Below are 17501 nucleotides of genomic sequence, written 5' to 3'. Positions count from 1 at the left end.
GCGCTTCCGAGGCAGCGGAGGTGACGATAAAGATGATGCACGCAGAAACAACTTGCTTGATCATTGCAGGACTCTGAGTTGGAGGGTCCCGCCCCGGGCGGCAGAAATCAATAAAGGTTTGGCCGAAATGAGCCTAAAGGGCGGCGGAAAAGCCGCTTTTACTTAGGTACTTAACTTAGATGATGTTCAAAGTGTCCGGTTCGCGGCGCGATTTGTCCGCCCCTACTGCATCATCGCAGCCGCGATCTTCTCCGCCGACATCAGCACCGGAAAATTTGTGTTGGCGCATGGCACCACCGGGAAGATCGAGGCATCGACGACGCGCAGGCCCTGGATGCCCTTGACGCGGCCTTGGCTGTCGACCACCGCCATCGGGTCGTCGGCGCGGCCCATGCGGCATGAGCACGAGGCGTGCCACACGCCGATCGTCGCCTTGCGCACGAAGGCTTCCAGCGCCTCGTCGTCGTTGATCACGTCGTCGAAGGTAAAACCTTCGACGACGAAATTGTCGATCATGTAGTGGCGCAGCGCCGCCGGCCCATCCATCAGCGTCGCGGCGATCTTGGTCAAAATCCTGTTCTTGGTGTTGACCACGCCGATCTTGCGGACGCGGTCGGTATAGGCGGCGGGGAACGGCTTGTCCGTCACCTTCCTGACGACCTCGCTCATCTGCACCGCGGCCATCTTGCGGAAGCCGCTCATCAGACGGTCGAGATCGCGCCGATCGGACAACAGATTGAATTCGACGATCGGCTCGGCCGCCGGATCGCGCGAGGCGAGCTTGACCTGACCGGTCTCCGAATAGGTCTTGTTGACGAAGGTCAAGAGCGAGCCGATCTGCGCGCCGACGGCGTGCCAGGCCGATTTGCTGATGACCACGACGAACATGTCGCCCTTCGGCACGCCCGGCAGCCCGGACGAATAGCGCAAGCCGAGCTGCATGTGGCGCCTTGTGTGCTCGTTCATGCGCGCACCGCGGCGGACGAAGGACGACAGCGAGATCGAGGGATGATCCATCAGCCGCTGGCCGACGCCGGCAAGTCCCATCAGGACCGGAATGCCCATATCCTTGAGATGACCGACCGGGCCGATGCCGGCGCGGAGCAGATGCGCCGGCGAATGGATGGCGCCGCTGGAGATGATGATCTCACGGCCGCGGAATTCCTGCTCGCGGCCGTCGACCAGGGCCTTCACGCCGACGCATTGCGTGCCTTCGAACAGCAGCTCTCTCACATGCGTGTTGGTGGAGATGGTGAGATTGGGGCGCTGGCGCGTGGCACGATCGAGATAGCCCATCGCCGCCGAGACGCGCTGCTCGGCCTGGTTGGAATGCGTCACCGGGAAATAGCCGTCGACGAACTCGCCGTTCTGATCGGCGACGTACTGATAGCCGGCCTGCTGGAAGGCTTGCGCGAACGCCTCCGAATGCCGCGTCCAGTGCTCCCTGGGGATTCGACGCACCGGGATGCGGCCGTCCTTGCCGTGATACGGGCCGTCGAAATCGAGGTCACGTTCGACTTTCTTGAAGAACGGCAGTACGTCGTTCCACGCCCACCCCTCGGCGCCGCGCGCGTCCCATTCGTCGTAATCGGTCGGCGCGCCGCGATTGGCCATCTGGCCATTGATCGACGAGCCGCCGCCGAGCACGCGCGCCTGCTCGTATTTGCGCAAGGGTGGACGCGCTTCGTTGGGGTTGTTGTGGCTGACGACCTGGGTGGTGACCTTGAGCTCGGTCCAGTGGAAGCGCGGGTCGAAATACGCCGTGCCCGGATAGCTGTCCCTGATCTCGGCCGGCTCGTTGCCCGGCGGCGTGTCCTGCCCGGCCTCGCACAGCAGGACCTTGTTGGCGCTCCTGGCGGAGAGCCGGTGGGCCAGCACGGACCCCGCCGAGCCGCCGCCCACGATGATGTAGTCGTACACGATTGGCGCTTCCTCTTGTTCTTGTTGGCGGAGCTTAGCGCGTTTTTTGAGATTCTGGCTTGCTTCGCTGCGCTCGCAGTGACCTGGGTCTACGGCCTGATCGTGATGTTCTCCGGTGGCCCGACTTTGCGCAAGGGCTCTGCCAGCCGCGCGAACTCGCACAGCAGCGACCGTGTCCTCCGGGGATCGATGATCTCCTCGACCCAGAATTTTTCGGCCGAACGGAACGGCGAGCGCAGCTTGTTGAGGCGCTCCTCAATCTCCTTCAGCTTCCCCGCCTTGTCCTCGGCCGCATCGATCTCGGCGCGGTAGGCCGCCTCGATGCCGCCTTCGAGCGGCAGCGAGCCCCAATAGGCCGACGGCCAGGCATAGCGGATCGAGAAGCGGTCGGCCGGCTGATGCACCACACCAGCCACACCAAAAGCGTTGCGCAGGATCACGGTGCACCACGGCACCGTGGTCTGGTTGACCGCCGCCATGGCGCGGACACCGTGGCGGATGGTCGCCGCCTTCTCGGCCTCGAGGCCGATCATGAAGCCGGGGCAGTCCATGAGATAAACGATCGGCAGATGGAAGGTTTCCGCGAAGTCAACCCAGCGCACCACCTTCTGGCAGGCATCCGCGGTCCAGGAGCCGCCATAGTGAAAGCTGTCGCTGGCGAGCACCATCACCGCCCGGCCTTCGAGCCGGGCAAGACCAACGATGATCGGCTTGCCAAAATTCCTGGCGACCTCGAAGAACGATCCCTTGTCGACGACCGACTCGACAATGGGCCGCATCTTGTAGACCTGCTTGCGGTTGCGCGGCACCGCATTCATCAGCGCTTCGTCGCCGCGTTCGGGATTGTCGGTGCAAGGCACAGTCGGCGGCAGCTCGTAGACCGACGACGGCAGGTAAGAGAGGAAGCGCCGCGCGCAGGCAAAAGCCTCATCCTCGGTGTCGACGGCATGATCGACCGCGCCGGCGCGGGTCTGGATGTCGGCCCCGCCGAGCTCCTCCTTCGAGAGGTCCTGGCCCAGCGCCTTCACCACCGGCGGCCCCGCGACGAACATCGCAGACTTCCGCGTCATGATGGAATAGTGGCTGGCGGCAAGACGCGCCGCGCCGAGGCCTGCGACCGAGCCGAGACCGAGCGCGACCACGGGCACGCGCGACAGGTTCTCGGTCGTGAAGCGATACCAGCGCGTGCCGCCGATGCCGCCCGGCAAGTTCGCCGCGCCCTTGGTCTCGATGGTCTTGACCGAGCCGCCGCCGCCGGACCCTTCGATGATCCGGACGATGGGTAGCCGGAAGTCGTGCGCCATCTCCTCCGCCATCAGCGGCTTTGCAGAAATGGAGGCATCCGCAGATCCACCGCGCACGGTGAAATCGTCGCCGACGACCACCACAGTGCGGCCGTCGACGCGCGCGCGGCCGAACACACAGTTGGCCGGCGTCAGTTTCTTCAGATCGCCGCTGGAATCGTACTCACCGATGCCGGAGACGGCACCGATCTCGTGGAAGCTGCCTTTGTCGATCAGTCTGTCGATACGCTCCCGAACAGTCAGCCGGCCCTGGTCATGCTGTCGCTTGACCTTGTCAACGCCGCCCATCTCCCGCGCGAAGGCTTCGCGCCGGGCGAGCTCGTCGAGTTCCGGCTTCCAGTTCATTCACTCCCTCCGAATGGATCGGCTTGTTATTGTTGTGCAAGGCCATCGCGACCGGTTTGCGCGAGATACGGTTGTTGAAGGCATCGCCTTCGGCGCCCTCCATCAGGCTGGCGAGCGAACGGCCGAGCGCGAGCATCGGCGGCGCGACCTCGGCATGCAGCCGCTCTTCGTCATACATCGCCGAGAGTAGACCGATCGTGATGACGACGAAGGTCTGATATTGCGGGGACCAGATCGGCACCGCGAGGCCGTTGATGTGCGGGCTCCACAGGCCGCAGGCCACGACATAGCCGCGCTCGCGCAGCGACTGACGGTTGGCCTCGATGCGGGGCCTCAGGATCTTCGCAGCCTCGGGCGCTTCCCGCTCCATCTCCGCGATGAAGGCGTCGCCGACTTCCGGCGCCAGCGCCGCGGTGTAGGCCGCGCCCGCGGCGGTCGACGCCATCGAGATGCGGCTGCCGGTGCCCTCGTGCAGGCCGAGCGCCGCGGCCGAGCGCGCGAACTGGAGATAGACGAGATGGAAGCGATCGGGGACGACGAAGCCGACCGTGCCCGGCAGCTGCTCGGCGAGTTCCTGAAGCCGCTGGCGGATCATGCTGCGCAGCTGCGCGCCCTTCATCATCGAGGCGCTCATCGCCACCGCGCTCGGGCCGATGCGATACTTCTGATCGCGCGGCAGATAGACCAGCTGTCCCATCCGCGTCAGCGTGTGCGTGAGCCGCGACACCGTCGATCGCGGCAGGCCGCAGCGATTCGAAATCTCGAGATTGCCGAGCCTCGCCTCGTGGCCCTCGAAGCATCGCAACACGTCGAACGCGCGCGACACCACCTGGATGACATCACCCTCGCCGGCGTCGCCAGCGAGCGCACCTTGCCTACTCAACCGCTCCGATCGTCGTCCCATGTTTCCTACCGTTTGTTCCGCTCTGCGGAATTAAATTCCACTTTGTGAACGACGCTACCTCAGTCATTTTGCGACGACAACAAAAAGGCGATGGCATGCCAGAAATTAAGATCGTCACCGAAGTCGCGGGTCGCATCTGCGCAACTCCCGTGCAAGTTGGAGGAACCGTGCGGATGGCGAGGACGTTGTAGTGGTCGAGGCGATGAAGATGGAGATCCCCGTGCCCTCGCCCGCGAGCGGGACGATCACATCACTGCTCGTCAAGGTGGATGACGTCGTTGCCGAAGGACAGGCGATCGCGATTGTCGCGAGCTGAGTGCCGGTCATCGCCGAGCGCGACAATGTGTCAGAGGGCTCTCGCGTCGCGGATGATAAAGTGCTCGTTATGCGATCAGCTGCTCCACAAGCTTGTCCTGCCCGGGCTTGTCCCGCGCATCCACGTGCCTGTATTTTACGTGAAAAGAAGGTGGATGGCCGGGACAAGCCCGGACAAGCGGCCATGACGATTGCGAGACATCGCGCTAGAAGCGGGCATTGTGCATTCGCGGGACGGCGTTGCCATCGCCTGATCGCGATGACATGATCTCTTTCAAACAAAACTGTGTTTCAAACAAAGAACGAAAATCTTCGCGGCAAAGCGAGGATCATTGGAGGGAATAAACATGTTTCGTGGGCTGATCCTGCTCGCGCCTGCGTTGGTTGCGGGCATTTCATTTGCGTCTACACGCTATGCTTTGGCCGAAGACATCAAGTTGCCGGCGACATTGACGTTCACCGCCTATGACACCGGCACCGCCGGCTTCAATATCGCGGTCGGCGTCGGCAAAATGATGAAGGACAAATACGGCACCGACGTGCGCGTGCTGCCCGCAGGCAACGACGTCGCCCGTCTCGCGCCGCTGCGCGCCAAGCGGGCCGCATCATCGGCGATGGGATCGGGCACCTATTTCGCGCAGGAGGGCGTGTTCGAGTTCGGCGCGAAGGAATGGGGCCCGCAGCCGCTCCAGATCCTGCTCTCGACGGTCGATTGCAATTGCGGTTCGCTTGGAGTCGCAGCCGACACCGGGGTGAAAGAACTGAAAGACCTGAAAGGCAAGCGCGTCGGCTTCGTGGTCGGCTCGCCCGCGCTCAACCAGAACTCGCTCGCGGTGCTCGCCTTCGCCGGCCTGACGCAGAAGGACGTCAAGGCGGTCGAGTTCGCCAGCTACGGTGCGATGTGGAAAGGCCTGATCAACAACGACGTCGATGCCGCCTTCGGCACCACGATCACCGGCCCTGCCAAGGAAGCCGAGACCTCGCCGCGCGGGCTGATCTGGCCGCCGCTGCCCGCCAAGGACAAGGAGGGCTGGGCACGGATGCAGAAGGTCGGCTCGTTCTTCTTCCCGCAAGTCGCGACCTGCGGCGCCGGCATCTCGCCCGAGAAGCCGGTCGAGCTCGGCAACTACCCCTACCCGATCTTCGTCGCCTACGCCTCGCAACCGGCTGACCAGGTCTATGCGATGACGAAAGCGATGATCGTGAATTACGATGCCTACAAGGACTCCGCGCCCGGAGCCGGCGGTCTCGCCGCCGACCGCCAGACCAAGAACTGGGTGGTGCCGGTGCACCCCGGCGCGGTGAAGGCTCTCAAAGAGGCCGGACAATGGTCTGATGCGCAGGAGGCCCACAACAACAAGCTGTTCAAGCGCCAGGAGGTGCTCGCTGCCGCCTGGGCGGCGTACGGCAAGTCCAATCCGCCATCGGACGACAAGGCCTTCCTCGACGGCTGGATGAAGGCCCGCGCGGCGGCGCTGGCGAAAGCGGACATGCCGAACGGGTTCGAGGATTAGCGCGAGATGGGCTGGTTCGTTGCTACGCGACAGGTGCGCTCCCTCCCCCGCTTGCGCAGGGCTATCGCATATGCGGATAGTGCTGCAGGTTCGATGTGTCTTGTGAGCAGCCGATCGTTCCACAAACTCGTCATGCCCGGGCTTGTCCCGGGCATCCACGTCTTGTTTTGCAGGAGTGAAGACGTGGATGGCCGGGACAAGCCCGGCCATGACGATGTGGAAACAATAGCGCCAAAAATCACACCGTTTTCATATGCGATTGCCCTACCCGCTTGCGGGGGAATTCCCCCGAGGAGAGAGCCCTCACCCGCCGCTGCGCAGCGACCTCTCCCGCAAGCGGAAGAGGCTGGGGAGCTCGCAGCCCGATCGCGTCAACCAAAGTCATTCGCTTAGTTAGTAGTTACCAGCCCACGCGGGGTCGATGATGTCTTCTGCTTCCAACTCCACCGGCCCGAAGGACGAGGCAAGGCGGGTCGTGCTCGACGATCCGCACGGGGCCGCCGGCAACATGCAGGAAGCCGAAGTCACCCGCGTCCGGACGCTGCGCGGCGCCTGGCGCTGGATGCTGATCGTCGCAACCGCAGCGACCATCCTGCTCTGCATCAACCAGCAATTCTCGCTGCGCTTCTTCATCGGCTACACCCAGCTCAACACGGAGTATTTCTATCTCCTGATCGCCTTGATGCTGCCGTTCACGTTCTTGATCTTCCCAGGCACCGAGCGCGCGCCGCTCGACCGCATTCCTTGGTACGACCTCCTCTTCTTCGTCGTGACCTTCTCTGCGGCATTGCTGCTGATGTCGAATGTGCGCAAGGCCGCCGAGGCCGGTTGGGAATTCGGCGGCGCACCGAATACCGTGATCGCGGCAGGCCTCGTGATGTGGGCGATGCTGATGGAGGCGCTGCGCCGCACCGGCGGCTGGAGCCTGCTGCTGAGCGTGCTGCCCTTCACCGTCTATCCGCTGTTCGCTGAATCCGGCTGGCTCGGGCCGTTCCGCGGCACGCAGTCCACGATCGAGCAGGCGACCGCCTATCACGTGCTCTCGGGCGAGAGCCTGCTCGGCATTCCCATTCAGGCCTTTGCCGACACCGTGATCGGCTTCCTGGTGTTCGGCACCGCGCTGATGATGACGGGCGCCGGAAAATTCTTCATCAATCTCGCCTTCGCGCTGTGCGGCACCTTCCGCGGCGGCGCGGCGAAGGTTTGCATCTTTGCGAGTGGCCTGCTCGGCATGATGTCGGGCTCGATCATTTCCAACGTTCTCACCGCCGGCACCATGACCATTCCAGTCATGAAGAAGAGCGGCTTTCGCGCCTCCTATGCCGGCGCGATCGAAGCCTGCGCCTCCACCGGCGCGGTGCTGGCGCCGCCGGTGATGGGCGCGACCGCCTTCGTGATCGCGCAGTTCCTCAATGTCAGCTACGCCGACGTCGCGGTCGCCGCGATCATTCCGGCGGCGCTCTATTATGTCGGCCTGTTCATGCAGGTCGACGCCTATGCCGCCCGTCACGGGCTGAAGGGCATTCCGCGCGCCGAGCTGCCGCGGATCAGGGATACGATCAAGGACGGCTGGTACTACGTTTTCGTTATCGCGCTCCTGATCGTAATGCTGCTCTATTTCAAGCGCGAGAGCCACGCGCCATTCTACGCAACCGCGCTGCTGCTGGTGCTCAACCAGTTCTTCTCCAAGGACACGCGCTGGACGCTCGCGACCATCGGCAAGTTCCTCGAGGTCAACGGCCGTACCTTCGTCGAGCTGGTCGGCATCCTCGCCGGCTGTGGCCTGCTGATCGGCGCGTTCTCGATGACCGGCGTGGTGTCGAGCCTTGCCAACGACCTCCTGCACCTCGCTGGCGACAATCCATTCCTGCTGCTCGGCATGTGCGCCCTCACCAGCCTGATCCTCGGCCTCGGGCTAACCACCACGGCCTGCTACATCTTCCTCGCCATCCTGGTCGCACCCGCACTGGAGAAGCTCGGCCTCAACAGGATGGCCGTGCACATGTTCATCTTCTACTGGGGCATGCTGTCGTCGATCACCCCGCCGGTCGCGATCGCCTCCTTCGCGGCCGCAGGCATTGCCGGCTCGCCGGCGATGAAGACCGGATGGGAATCGATGTGGGTGGGCAGCATCATCTATTTCATCCCGTTCTTCTTCGTGCTCAACCCGGCGCTTGTGCTGCAGGGCCCGAGCCCTTATCTCGCCGGCCTCGGCCTGATGGGGCTCGCCGCATTCGGGACGATGTTCATCTGCGGCGGCATCCAGGGCTACCAGGCCTTCGTCGGGGACTTGCGCGGCAGCGGCGCGCTGGAATGGCCGATCCGCGTGCTGCTGGTCATCGGCGGCTTCGTGGTGGCGACGCCCGGCGGCGGAATCATGCCGCTGTCGCAGATGCAGGTGACGCTGCTTGGCCTTGCCATCCTCGCGCCCACCGTCTTGATCGCCCTGCTGCTGGTCCGGCGACAGGCCACCGTCCCTGACGGGTTGCGCGCGCCCTGATTGCGTTGCACAACAGGCGCGATGAAACCGCTCTCGCCTCTCGCCGCCGCCTGGACCCGTTCGAAACCGCCGTTGCTGCGGTTTTTGGACACTTGCCTCAATGAATTCTCTGCCGAAACTTCGGGCAATGTCGCCAACTACATTCCGGAGCTGGGCAAGGCTGACCCTGCCCATTTTGGCATCAGCCTCGCCACGCTGGACGGGCACGTCTACGAGGCCGGCGACTCCAGGGTGCCCTTCACCATCCAGTCGATGTCGAAGCCGTTCGTGTTCGCGCTGGCGCTGGATCTGTTGGGCGCGAGCAAGGTCGAGAGCGCGATCGGGGTCGAGCCGTCGGGCGATCCCTTCAACTCGATCCGGCTCAATTCCGACAACCACCCGTTCAACCCGATGGTCAATGCCGGCGCGATCGCCTGCACCGGGCTGATCTACGATAGCAAGGGCGCAGACGCCTTCGAGCAGATCCGGCTCGCGCTCAGCCGCTTTGCCGGCCGGGACCTTGCTGTGGATGAAGCCGTCTATACGTCCGAAAGCCAGACCGGCGACCGCAACCGCGCCATCGGCTATCTGCTCAAGACCAATTCGGTGATCTCGGACAATGTCACAGGCGTGCTCGACGTCTATTTCCGGCAATGCGCGGTGCTGGTCACCGCGCGCGACATCGCGGTGATGGCGGCAACGCTCGCCAATCGCGGCGTCAATCCCGTCACCGGCGAGCAGGTGCTGACGCCGTATGCGATCTCGCGCACGCTGTCGGTGATGACGTCGTCGGGCATGTATGACTATGCCGGCGAATGGATCTACCGGATCGGCATTCCCGCCAAGAGCGGCGTCGGCGGCGGCATTCTCGCCGCCCTGCCCGCCCGGCTCGGGCTCGGCAGCTATTCGCCAAAGCTCGACAAGCACGGCAACAGCGTGCGCGGCATCAAGGTCTGCGAAGCGCTGTCCTCCCATTACGACCTGCACATGCTCAACCGCAGCGACGACGCGCGCAACGCCGTCATCGCCGACTACGATATCGGCAAGAGCCCGTCCCGCCGCGTCCGTCGTCCGCAGGAGCGCGAGATTTTGGCCGCGCATGAGCAGGAGGTGCGGATCATCGAGCTGGTCGGCACGCTGTCGCTGTCCGCGGTCGACTACGTCTCGCGCCGGCTTGCCGGGCGGCCGCGGCCGCAGATCGTGGTGTTCGACCTGCACCGCGTCACCGCGACGACGCGCGCCGGTGCGCGGCTGATCGCCGAGGCCTTCGAGGAGCTCGCCGCGCTGAACGTCACGGTTGTGCTGTCAGGCGTCAGGCGCGCCTCCAGGGAGTGGAATACGCTGCGGGAGTGGACGGCGGAGCTGAAGAACGTCCGCGACTTCTACCTGCTCGACACCGCGATCGAATGGGCGGAAGACCAGATCGTCTACCGCTACGGCGGCTCGATCGATTTCCACGAGACCACCGAGCTGGACGAGCAGCCGCTGCTGGCCGGGCTCAGCGCGGAAGACCTGACCGACCTCGCCTCGATCTGCACGATCAGGACCTATCAGTCCGGCGTGAAGATCATCAGCGCAGGCGACCCGGCCGATGCGCTATTCTTTCTGCGCAGCGGCGCGGTGCACGTCACCCTGCCCGACGGCATCAGGCTGGCAACGCTCACGGCCGGCATGGCGTTCGGCGAGATGGCGCTGATCGAGACCACCCGCTCCGCCGACGTGTTCGCGGACATGGCGGCGACCGCGTTCGAAGTACCGCTGAAGGCCTTTGAGCGCTTCCGCGACCAGCATCCACACGCCGGCGAGCGCATCATGCGCAACCTCGCGCAGCTGCTCGCCGATCGCCTGATCGTGGCCAATGCGAAGGTCGATATTTTGACGTCGACGTGAGCGCACGCCTCGTCCTTCGAGACGACCGCTTCGCGGCCTCCACGCCGCGCACTCGGTCCTCATCCTGAGGGCCCGCCAACGGCGGGCGTCTCGACGGATGGCCACAGGGATAATCACTTAAGCATGATCCGGAAAAGTGCGAAGCGGTTTTCCGAAAAGATCATGCGCAAACAACAACCTAAAGTGCGATGACGATTTATCCCAATCTCATCGGGCTTTAGCGGCTCGCGGCCTCGCCAAGCCGCCGCTTGATCTTGGCCGCGCTTGCCTTCAGCACTTCGGACGGCTGCTGGCCGGTCGCGGCGCACAGGCAGGCCCAGTAGTAGATGACGTCGCCGAGCTCATCGACGAGGCCGGCTTTGTCGAGCCAGTCGTCGCGCAGCAGCTTCTTGATGTGGTCGGCGACCTCGCCGGATTCGCCGGCAAGGCCAAGACCGAGATAGGACAGCCGCTCGTTGGACGGATGCTCATCGACTTTCGCAATGCTCGCGGCCCAGACCGCATATTCATCGATCGTCATGGACATCCCTCGCTGCGGATTTGGATCAGCCCACCACTTCGGTGACCGGCTGGAGATCGATCTCGAACGTCTCCAGGAATTTTGACGTCATGATGTAGAAGCCGACCGAGAGCTGCAATTCGACCAGCGCAGCCGGCGTCAGTTTCGACGCGATCGCCTTGAAGGTGGCGTCCGTCGGCTTTCTCAGCTTGACGATCTCGTCGGTGAAGGCGAGCGCGGCGCGCTGCACCTCGTTGAAGCAGGTCGCGGCCTGCCAGTTCTCGAGCGCCTCGTTCTGCTCGTCGGTGACGCCGACATTCTTGCCGATGCGCTTGTGCGCGACGATCTCGTACGGCGCCTCGCACAGAATGCCGGTGCGCGTGATCGCAAGCTCGCGCACGACCGGATCGAGCTCGCCCTTGTGGCGGATCGCGCCGCCGAGGCGGCAGTACTGCTCGAAATAGCTCGGTGAATGCGCCATCATCCGGAAGATGTTGGCGTGGCGGTTCTTGTCGAGGATCTCGCGGGTGCGGTCGGATGCGTTGACTGGGTCGCTGTAGCGGATGCGGGCCATGAATTTCCTGAAGATTTCCCTGAGCTTTTGATGCTTTTTGTCGTCAGCAGCGAAGTTTCCCCAAAACTCTATTCTTGCGCGACCCCAGGAGCAACATCATCGAGTCAAATTGCCGCCGCATTGCTGATCGACGTTGGCACAGTCGATATTCGCCGCGTGGGGACAAATCGCGGTGAATACTCGCAAGGGGTGTTCCGAGTAAAAACAATTGGCCGTCGATTGCGCTAGCCACGCGCAGCGATGAGTCACGCCCAAGTCTAGGGAGAAAAGGCATGAAGGAAGCCACCAAGGGGGCGGCCTCGGGAGCGCTCGCGCATATGCTGGCGGTGACGGCGATGCTCGTCATCGCCAGCATATTGTTCTACGCGCGTTAGTTGCGTTGAGTTGGCAGTTTTCGTCATTCCGGGGTGGCGTCTCGCACAGCGCCAGGCCCAGAATCCCGTTCCAGGTTCGGTCCGCTAGGACCGCCCCCGAATGGCGAATCAGGCTAAGGCCTCGTTCCGAGCGGGATGGGGCTTTAGCTTCCGGTATCGAGGTGCTTTCCTGACGCAAGCCCGTATCCAATTCGCTCAAGAAAAGCTCTAAGCTTTCTTCGTGAAGAACGGCACGCGTTTCCCGGCAAAGGATTTGAAGCTCGCAGTCACCTCATCACGATGATGAGATCCTGCTCGCCATGCGCCATCATGCGGAAGCCTTCGGCGCAATCGACCAAGAGGATGTTATAGGGCACGTGCGCGCGCGCCTCGGGCGTGGCGGCGCGGCAGACCAGCGAGGTCGCATAGACCCTGCCCTTGCCGCTGGCGCATTGCTCGCGCGGGTCGGCAGCTCCGCAGGCCGCGCAAAAGGCGCGATGGAAATATTGGACGTGCCCGCATGCGGTGCAGGTCTGGTAGGTGATGGCCTCTTCGCCCTTGGTCCAGTCGGCCAGACGCCCGCTCATCGCACCCGCTCCAGGAACATGCTGACATGGGACGACAGCACGCCGCCGTCGCCGTGCAGGAGCGCGATCGAGGCGTCACGCACCTGCCGATTCGCCACCCGGCCCGTCATCTGCAAGTACGCCTCGACCAAATGCGCCATGGCGCCGCCGACGCCGCAATGGCCGTAGCTGAGCAGGCCGCCATGGGTATTCAGGGGCATCGCGCCGTCGCGGCCGAAATGACCTGATCGCACGCGGGCGGCCGCCTCGCCGCGGCCGGCGAGGCCAAGGTCTTCCAGCAGCATCGCGAGTGTGATGGTAAAACTGTCGTAGATCGCGGCGTAGCGCACGTCGGAAATCGCAAGGCCGGTCGCTTCCTTGGCGCGCGCGATCGAGATCTCGGCGCCGAGCTCGCTGAGGGCGGGTGCAGCGGTGACATGCTGATGGGTATGCGCCTGGGCACAGCCGCGGATGCGGACGCCAGCCTCGCCGATCTGTTCGCGGCTGATGATGAAGGCAGCGCCGCCGTCGGACACCGGACAGCAATCGAGCAGCTTGAGCGGCATCGCCACCGGCTTTGACGCCATGACGTCCGCGACCGTAATGGGATCGTGGAACTGCGCGCCGGGATGGGTGCAGGCGTGGGCACGCATCAGCACCGCGAATTCGGCGAGGTCTTCTTCGGTCACGCCGTATTCGTGCATGTAGCGCGACGCGACGAGACCGTAATAGGCGGGAATGGTCGGCCCCAGTGGCACCTCGTAGTCGGGATGGCCGACCTGCGCCAGCGCCTGGATCGAGGCATCGCGGCTCTGCCCGGTCAAGCGGTTCTCGCCGGCAACCACGAGCACGTTGCGCGCGACGCCTGCCTCGACGAGATGATGGGCGAGCATGGTCATCGCGAGACCGGTTGCGCCGCCGACCTGCACGGCGTGAGCGTAGGACGGACGGATGCCGAAATGCTCGGCGAAGACGGTCGCAAGCATGATGTGCGGTGAGACGGTGGAGTAGCCGCAGAGAATGCCGTCGATCTCGGCGCGCTTGAGCCCGGCATCGTCGAGTGCGAGTTGCGCCGCCTTGCTCATCAGGTCGAGCGAGGACGAGCCTTCGTGCCTGCCGTAGGGCGTGAGGCCGACGCCGGTGACGAAGGTCATGGTGCAACCCCCGTCGTCATTCCGGGGCGATGCGAAGCATCGAACTCCGGTGCGCGATTGCGCACCTGAGAATCTCGAGATTCCGGGTTCGGTCCTACGGACCGCGCCGGAATGACGGATGAGTGAGCTTGCGCCATTGCTTCCCCTACTCCGGCGCCGTGCGCGTGACGCCGTCGCGGACCATGGTGGCGATCTCGTCTTCGGAGTACCCGATCTCGCGAAGAATCTCCGCGCCGTGCTCGTTGAGGCGCGGCGCCAGCCGCACCGGCTCGGCCTCGGTCTCCGACCAGCTCGCCGTCACCTTCATGCTGCGGATCGGGCCTTCGGTCGGATGCGTCACGACCGGGAAGAAGCCGGTCGCCTCGAGGTGTGGATCGTGCAGGATCGATGCGAGGTCGTGCATCGGCATCACGGGCACGTCGGCCTTGGTCAGAAGATCGATCCACTCGGCGGTCGTGCGCGTCTCGAAGATGCGGGCGAGCTCGGCGTAGACGACGTCGATATTGGCGGCGCGGCCTGCAAAGGTTGCAAATTTGGGATCGGCGCGGAGGTCGTCGCGTCCCGTGGCGTTGAAGAAATTCTGCCACTGCTTGTCGTTGTAGACGATCACGCTGAGATAGCCGTCCGAGGTCTTGTACGGCCTGCGGTCGCGCGAGAGGTGGCGGGCGTAGCCGCCTTTGTCGAGCGGCGGCTCATAGGTGAGCCCGCCCATGTGGTCGCCCATGACGAAGCCGGCCATGGTCTCGAACATCGGGATGTCGACGCGCTGGCCACGCCCGGTGCGGTCGCGGTGCACGAGGCTGGCGCAGATCGCGCCGACGGCGGTGAGGCCGACGATGCGGTCGACCAGCGCGTTCGGCACGTAGCGCGGCACGCCGTCGCCAGTCTGCGCCATCAGCGCCGGCAATGCGGTGGCGCCCTGGATCAGATCGTCATAGGCGGGCTTTGCCGCATAGGGCCCGTCCTGACCAAAACCGAACACGCCGGCATAGACGAGGCGCGGATTGATTTTCGAGACCACGTCGTAGCCGAGCTGAAGCCGGGCCATCGCCTGCGGGCGGACGTTGTAGACGAGGACGTCGGCGTCCTTCAGCAGCCGCAGCACCGCCTCGCGGCCGGCGGGCTTCTTCAGGTCGAGACAGATCGAGCGCTTGCTGCGGTTGGTGTTGAGGAACACCGGTCCCATGCCGGCATGGCGGGTCGGGCCGATCAGGCGGGTGACGTCGCCGTCGAGCGATTCCACCTTGATGACGTCGGCACCGTAGTCGCCGAGCATCTGGGTCGCATAGGGCCCCATCAGCACGGTGGTCATGTCGACGACCTTGATGCCCTTCAGCGGCCCCATGCGTTCGCTCCCGATTGCGCGGGCTCCGAAAGCGGCCCCGCGATTTCGGTCCAGCTAAAGGCAGCGGCGCCGCGCGCGCAAGGGCGGCTGGCGTATGGCCGCATGCGCGGCGGCGCGCCCGCTATTTCTTCTGGCGGGATTCGCGGATCTTGATGAGACGGTCGAGCTCTTCGTTCTGCTGGTTGATGCGGTCGGCGATCCGCGACTCGTTCTGCTCGCCGGAGGCGGCCGCGGCCTGCTCGATCAACTGGCGAATATTATCCTCGATGATCGCGATGCGGTCGTTGAGGGCTTCCAGCGAGAGTGAGGCTTCGTAATCATTGCTCATGATGTTTTTCCGCAAATCGATCAGAGCCGGAGGGTGGGCAAAGCAAAGCGTGCCCACCATGATCTAGCGCAAGGAAAATGGCAGGCGCGGCGCTATGGCGCCTTTGCCCACCCGAAAGCTTACTTCAGCGGCTCCAGCACGGAGACGTAGTTGGCGACCGCCGCCCCGCCCATGTTGAAGATGCCGCCGAGCTTGGCGTTCTTGAGCTGCATGCCCTCGGGCGCCTGGCCGGCGAGCTGCATCGCGGTCATCACATGCATGGAGACGCCGGTGGCACCGATCGGATGGCCCTTGGCCTTGAGGCCGCCGGACGGATTGACCGGCAGCTTGCCGTCCTTCAGCGTCCAGCCCTCCTTGATGGCGTGGGCGCCCTGCCCCTTCGGCGTCAGGCCCATTGCTTCGTACTCGATCAGCTCGGCGACGGTGAAGCAGTCATGGGTCTCGACGAAGGAGAGATCGGACAGCGTCACGCCCGCCTTCTCCAATGCACGCTGCCAGGCAATCGTGCAGCCCTCGAACTGGAGGATGTCGCGCTTGGACATCGGCAGGAAGTCCTGGGCATGCGCGGTGGCGCGGAAGCCGATCGACTTAGCCATGCCCTTGGCGGTCTCGGCATCGGCCAAAACCAGCGCCGCGGCGCCGTCGGACACCAGCGAGCAGTCGGTGCGCTTCAGGGGGCCGGCGACGTAGGGGTTCTTCTCGCTCTCGGCGCGGCAGAAGTCGAAGCCGAAGTCCTTGCGCATCTGGGCGAAGGGATTGGCGACGCCGTTCTTGTGGTTCTTGGCCGCGATCAGCGCCAGCGCGTCGGACTGGTCGCCGTATTTCTGGAAATATGAGCTGGCGATCTTGCCGAACACGCCCGCAAAACCGCCGACGGTGTCGCCGTCCTCAGGCAGGTAGGATGCCTTGAGCAGATTCTTGCCGATCTCCGGACCCGGGGTGCGGGTCATCTGCTCGACGCCGACGACCAGCACGATCTTGGCCGCGCCTGCGGCGATCGCGCGCAGGCCCTGGTGGACGGCGGCGGACCCGGTGGCGCAGGCGTTCTCGACACGGGTCGCCGGCTTGAAGCGCAGATTCGGATCGGCCTGGAGCACCAGCGAGGCGGTAAAATCCTGCGGCGAGAAGCCGGCGTTGAAATGGCCGAGCACGATCTCGTCGACGTCGGAGGCCGAAATGCCGGCATCGGCCAGCGCCTCATTGGCCACGCGGGTGACGAGGCTTTCGACGGTTTCGGTGTCGAACTTGCCGAACGGCGTATGCGCCCATCCGACGATGCTGGCGGTCATGGTCTCTTCTCCCTGGGGTCTCTTAGCCTGAGCTAAGTCTTAGCCCAGGGATGGCAAGACTTCACGCGGCTTTCAGGGCCGCGAGGGTGCGCTGGCAGATGGCAGTTATGCCGGCCCAGTTGCCGGCCCGGATCTCGGCCGTCGGACACAGCCAGGAACCGCCGACCGCGACCACATTTGGCTCGGCCAGCCAGCTCGCCGCATTGGCCTCGCCGACCCCGCCGGTCGGGCAGAACCGCACGTTCGGGAACGGCCCGCCGAGGGCGCGCAGGCCCTTGATGCCACCGGCCTGCTCGGCCGGGAAGAATTTTGCGACGTCGAAGCCGTGCGACAACGCCAGCATCAGCTCGGAGGCGGTGGCGATGCCCGGCGCGAACGGCAAGGAGCTGTGGGCGGCGGCCTTGAGGAGATCGGGCGTCAGGCCCGGACTGATGCCGAAGGCGACGCCGAGCTTCTCGACGCGGGTGAAGTCGGCCGGATTGAGGATCGTGCCGATGCCGACGACCGCCTCGGGGACCTCGGCCATCATCGCCCGCGCCGCCTCGATCGCGACGGGGGTGCGCAGGGTCACCTCCAGGGTGCGGATGCCGCCGGCCACCAGCGCACGCGCCAGCGGCACCGCGTCCTGGATGCGCTCGATGGTGAGGACGGGAATGACGGTCGCGGCCTTGAACAGCGCGACGAGGTGGTTCTGTTGGGCAGTCGTGGTCATATTGATCGCT

The 17501-nt window shown here is 64.5% G+C and carries 14 protein-coding genes and 2 pseudogenes; 5 read left to right on the top strand and 11 right to left on the bottom strand.

The window, feature by feature from the left end; translation table 11 throughout:
* Positions 1 to 222: 222 nt before the first annotated feature.
* The 3 genes from AC5V87_RS17910 to AC5V87_RS17900 all read right to left on the bottom strand — a co-directional run bounded on the left by AC5V87_RS17910 (position 223) and on the right by AC5V87_RS17900 (position 4473).
* Positions 223 to 1920: a GMC family oxidoreductase gene (locus AC5V87_RS17910; protein ID WP_456838940.1), complete on the bottom strand. Its 1698-nt coding sequence runs from the start codon at positions 1918 to 1920 to the stop codon at positions 223 to 225.
* A gap of 89 nt (positions 1921 to 2009) precedes the next feature.
* Complete coding sequence (locus AC5V87_RS17905) at positions 2010 to 3569, bottom strand: acyl-CoA carboxylase subunit beta (RefSeq protein ID WP_456838941.1); 1560 nt, start codon at positions 3567 to 3569, stop codon at positions 2010 to 2012.
* The gene (locus tag AC5V87_RS17900) at positions 3499 to 4473 is read right to left on the bottom strand and encodes an IclR family transcriptional regulator (RefSeq protein ID WP_456838942.1); all 975 of its coding nucleotides are present in this window, start codon (positions 4471 to 4473) and stop codon (positions 3499 to 3501) included. The genes AC5V87_RS17905 and AC5V87_RS17900 overlap by 71 nt, the downstream gene beginning before the upstream one ends.
* Before the next feature lie 95 nt (positions 4474 to 4568).
* Between AC5V87_RS17900 and AC5V87_RS17895 the strand changes: the two are divergent.
* The 4 genes and pseudogenes from AC5V87_RS17895 (at position 4569) to glsA (ending at position 10671) form a co-directional block, all read left to right on the top strand.
* Positions 4569 to 4789: pseudogene (locus AC5V87_RS17895) on the top strand (acyl-CoA carboxylase biotin carboxyl carrier protein subunit).
* 346 nt (positions 4790 to 5135) lie between these two features.
* Positions 5136 to 6302, top strand: coding sequence for a TAXI family TRAP transporter solute-binding subunit (locus tag AC5V87_RS17890; protein ID WP_495371714.1), 1167 nt, complete (start codon positions 5136 to 5138; stop codon positions 6300 to 6302).
* 424 nt (positions 6303 to 6726) lie between these two features.
* Positions 6727 to 8802 (top strand): TRAP transporter permease, encoded by a 2076-nt coding sequence (locus AC5V87_RS17885; RefSeq protein WP_495371912.1) that lies wholly within the window; start codon positions 6727 to 6729, stop codon positions 8800 to 8802.
* 21 nt (positions 8803 to 8823) lie between these two features.
* Positions 8824 to 10671, top strand: a complete 1848-nt coding sequence (gene glsA, locus AC5V87_RS17880) for a glutaminase A (protein ID WP_456838943.1) — start codon at positions 8824 to 8826, stop codon at positions 10669 to 10671.
* Positions 10672 to 10888: 217 nt separating this feature from the next.
* Here the strand turns inward: glsA and AC5V87_RS17875 are convergent, their stop codons facing one another.
* Entirely contained in the window at positions 10889 to 11191 is a 303-nt protein-coding gene (locus AC5V87_RS17875; protein ID WP_456838944.1) for a nucleoside triphosphate pyrophosphohydrolase family protein, read from the bottom strand.
* A 25-nt stretch (positions 11192 to 11216) separates the two neighbouring features.
* Positions 11217 to 11744, bottom strand: a complete 528-nt coding sequence (locus tag AC5V87_RS17870) for a carboxymuconolactone decarboxylase family protein (RefSeq protein ID WP_456838945.1) — start codon at positions 11742 to 11744, stop codon at positions 11217 to 11219.
* Positions 11745 to 11774: 30 nt separating this feature from the next.
* Here AC5V87_RS17870 and AC5V87_RS17865 point away from each other — a divergent pair, with 30 nt between their 5' ends.
* Entirely contained in the window at positions 11775 to 11972 is a 198-nt protein-coding gene (locus tag AC5V87_RS17865; RefSeq protein ID WP_495371713.1) for a hypothetical protein, read from the top strand.
* Positions 11973 to 12325: 353 nt separating this feature from the next.
* On the opposite strand, the pseudogene AC5V87_RS17860 reads toward AC5V87_RS17865, so the two are convergent.
* The 6 genes and pseudogenes from AC5V87_RS17860 to eda form a co-directional block, all read right to left on the bottom strand.
* Positions 12326 to 12684, bottom strand: a pseudogene (locus tag AC5V87_RS17860) (Zn-ribbon domain-containing OB-fold protein).
* Positions 12681 to 13817 (bottom strand): thiolase family protein, encoded by a 1137-nt coding sequence (locus AC5V87_RS17855; RefSeq protein WP_495371712.1) that lies wholly within the window; start codon positions 13815 to 13817, stop codon positions 12681 to 12683. Before AC5V87_RS17855 ends, AC5V87_RS17860 begins: the two are co-directional and overlap by 4 nt.
* A gap of 145 nt (positions 13818 to 13962) precedes the next feature.
* On the bottom strand, positions 13963 to 15162 hold the full coding sequence (locus tag AC5V87_RS17850) for a CaiB/BaiF CoA transferase family protein (protein WP_456838949.1): 1200 nt from the start codon (positions 15160 to 15162) through the stop codon (positions 13963 to 13965).
* 121 nt (positions 15163 to 15283) lie between these two features.
* The gene (locus AC5V87_RS17845) at positions 15284 to 15490 is read right to left on the bottom strand and encodes a hypothetical protein (protein ID WP_456838950.1); all 207 of its coding nucleotides are present in this window, start codon (positions 15488 to 15490) and stop codon (positions 15284 to 15286) included.
* Between the two features lie 119 nt (positions 15491 to 15609).
* Positions 15610 to 16779: an acetyl-CoA acetyltransferase gene (locus tag AC5V87_RS17840; RefSeq protein ID WP_456838951.1), complete on the bottom strand. Its 1170-nt coding sequence runs from the start codon at positions 16777 to 16779 to the stop codon at positions 15610 to 15612.
* A gap of 61 nt (positions 16780 to 16840) precedes the next feature.
* Entirely contained in the window at positions 16841 to 17491 is a 651-nt protein-coding gene (eda, locus tag AC5V87_RS17835; RefSeq protein WP_456838952.1) for a bifunctional 4-hydroxy-2-oxoglutarate aldolase/2-dehydro-3-deoxy-phosphogluconate aldolase, read from the bottom strand.
* Positions 17492 to 17501 lie beyond the last annotated feature (10 nt).

This window comes from Bradyrhizobium sp. SOJA106 (genome assembly GCF_059448745.1).
Note: the sequence above shows the minus strand (reverse complement) of the source record. Positions and strands in the feature narration are given on the sequence as shown.

Bases quoted from the DNA above. Each gene is read 5' to 3' on its own strand.
- AC5V87_RS17905 (WP_456838941.1), bottom strand. From the start codon at position 3,569: ATGAACTGGAAGCCGGAACTCGACGAGCTCGCCCGGCGCGAAGCCTTC.
- AC5V87_RS17900 (WP_456838942.1), bottom strand. From the start codon at position 4,473: ATGGGACGACGATCGGAGCGGTTGAGTAGGCAAGGTGCGCTCGCTGGC.
- AC5V87_RS17890 (WP_495371714.1), top strand. From the start codon at position 5,136: ATGTTTCGTGGGCTGATCCTGCTCGCGCCTGCGTTGGTTGCGGGCATT.
- AC5V87_RS17885 (WP_495371912.1), top strand. From the start codon at position 6,727: ATGTCTTCTGCTTCCAACTCCACCGGCCCGAAGGACGAGGCAAGGCGG.
- glsA (WP_456838943.1), top strand. From the start codon at position 8,824: ATGAAACCGCTCTCGCCTCTCGCCGCCGCCTGGACCCGTTCGAAACCG.
- AC5V87_RS17875 (WP_456838944.1), bottom strand. From the start codon at position 11,191: ATGACGATCGATGAATATGCGGTCTGGGCCGCGAGCATTGCGAAAGTC.
- AC5V87_RS17870 (WP_456838945.1), bottom strand. From the start codon at position 11,744: ATGGCCCGCATCCGCTACAGCGACCCAGTCAACGCATCCGACCGCACC.
- AC5V87_RS17865 (WP_495371713.1), top strand. From the start codon at position 11,775: ATGCTTTTTGTCGTCAGCAGCGAAGTTTCCCCAAAACTCTATTCTTGC.
- AC5V87_RS17855 (WP_495371712.1), bottom strand. From the start codon at position 13,817: ATGACCTTCGTCACCGGCGTCGGCCTCACGCCCTACGGCAGGCACGAA.
- AC5V87_RS17850 (WP_456838949.1), bottom strand. From the start codon at position 15,162: ATGGGGCCGCTGAAGGGCATCAAGGTCGTCGACATGACCACCGTGCTG.
- AC5V87_RS17845 (WP_456838950.1), bottom strand. From the start codon at position 15,490: ATGAGCAATGATTACGAAGCCTCACTCTCGCTGGAAGCCCTCAACGAC.
- AC5V87_RS17840 (WP_456838951.1), bottom strand. From the start codon at position 16,779: ATGACCGCCAGCATCGTCGGATGGGCGCATACGCCGTTCGGCAAGTTC.
- eda (WP_456838952.1), bottom strand. From the start codon at position 17,491: ATGACCACGACTGCCCAACAGAACCACCTCGTCGCGCTGTTCAAGGCC.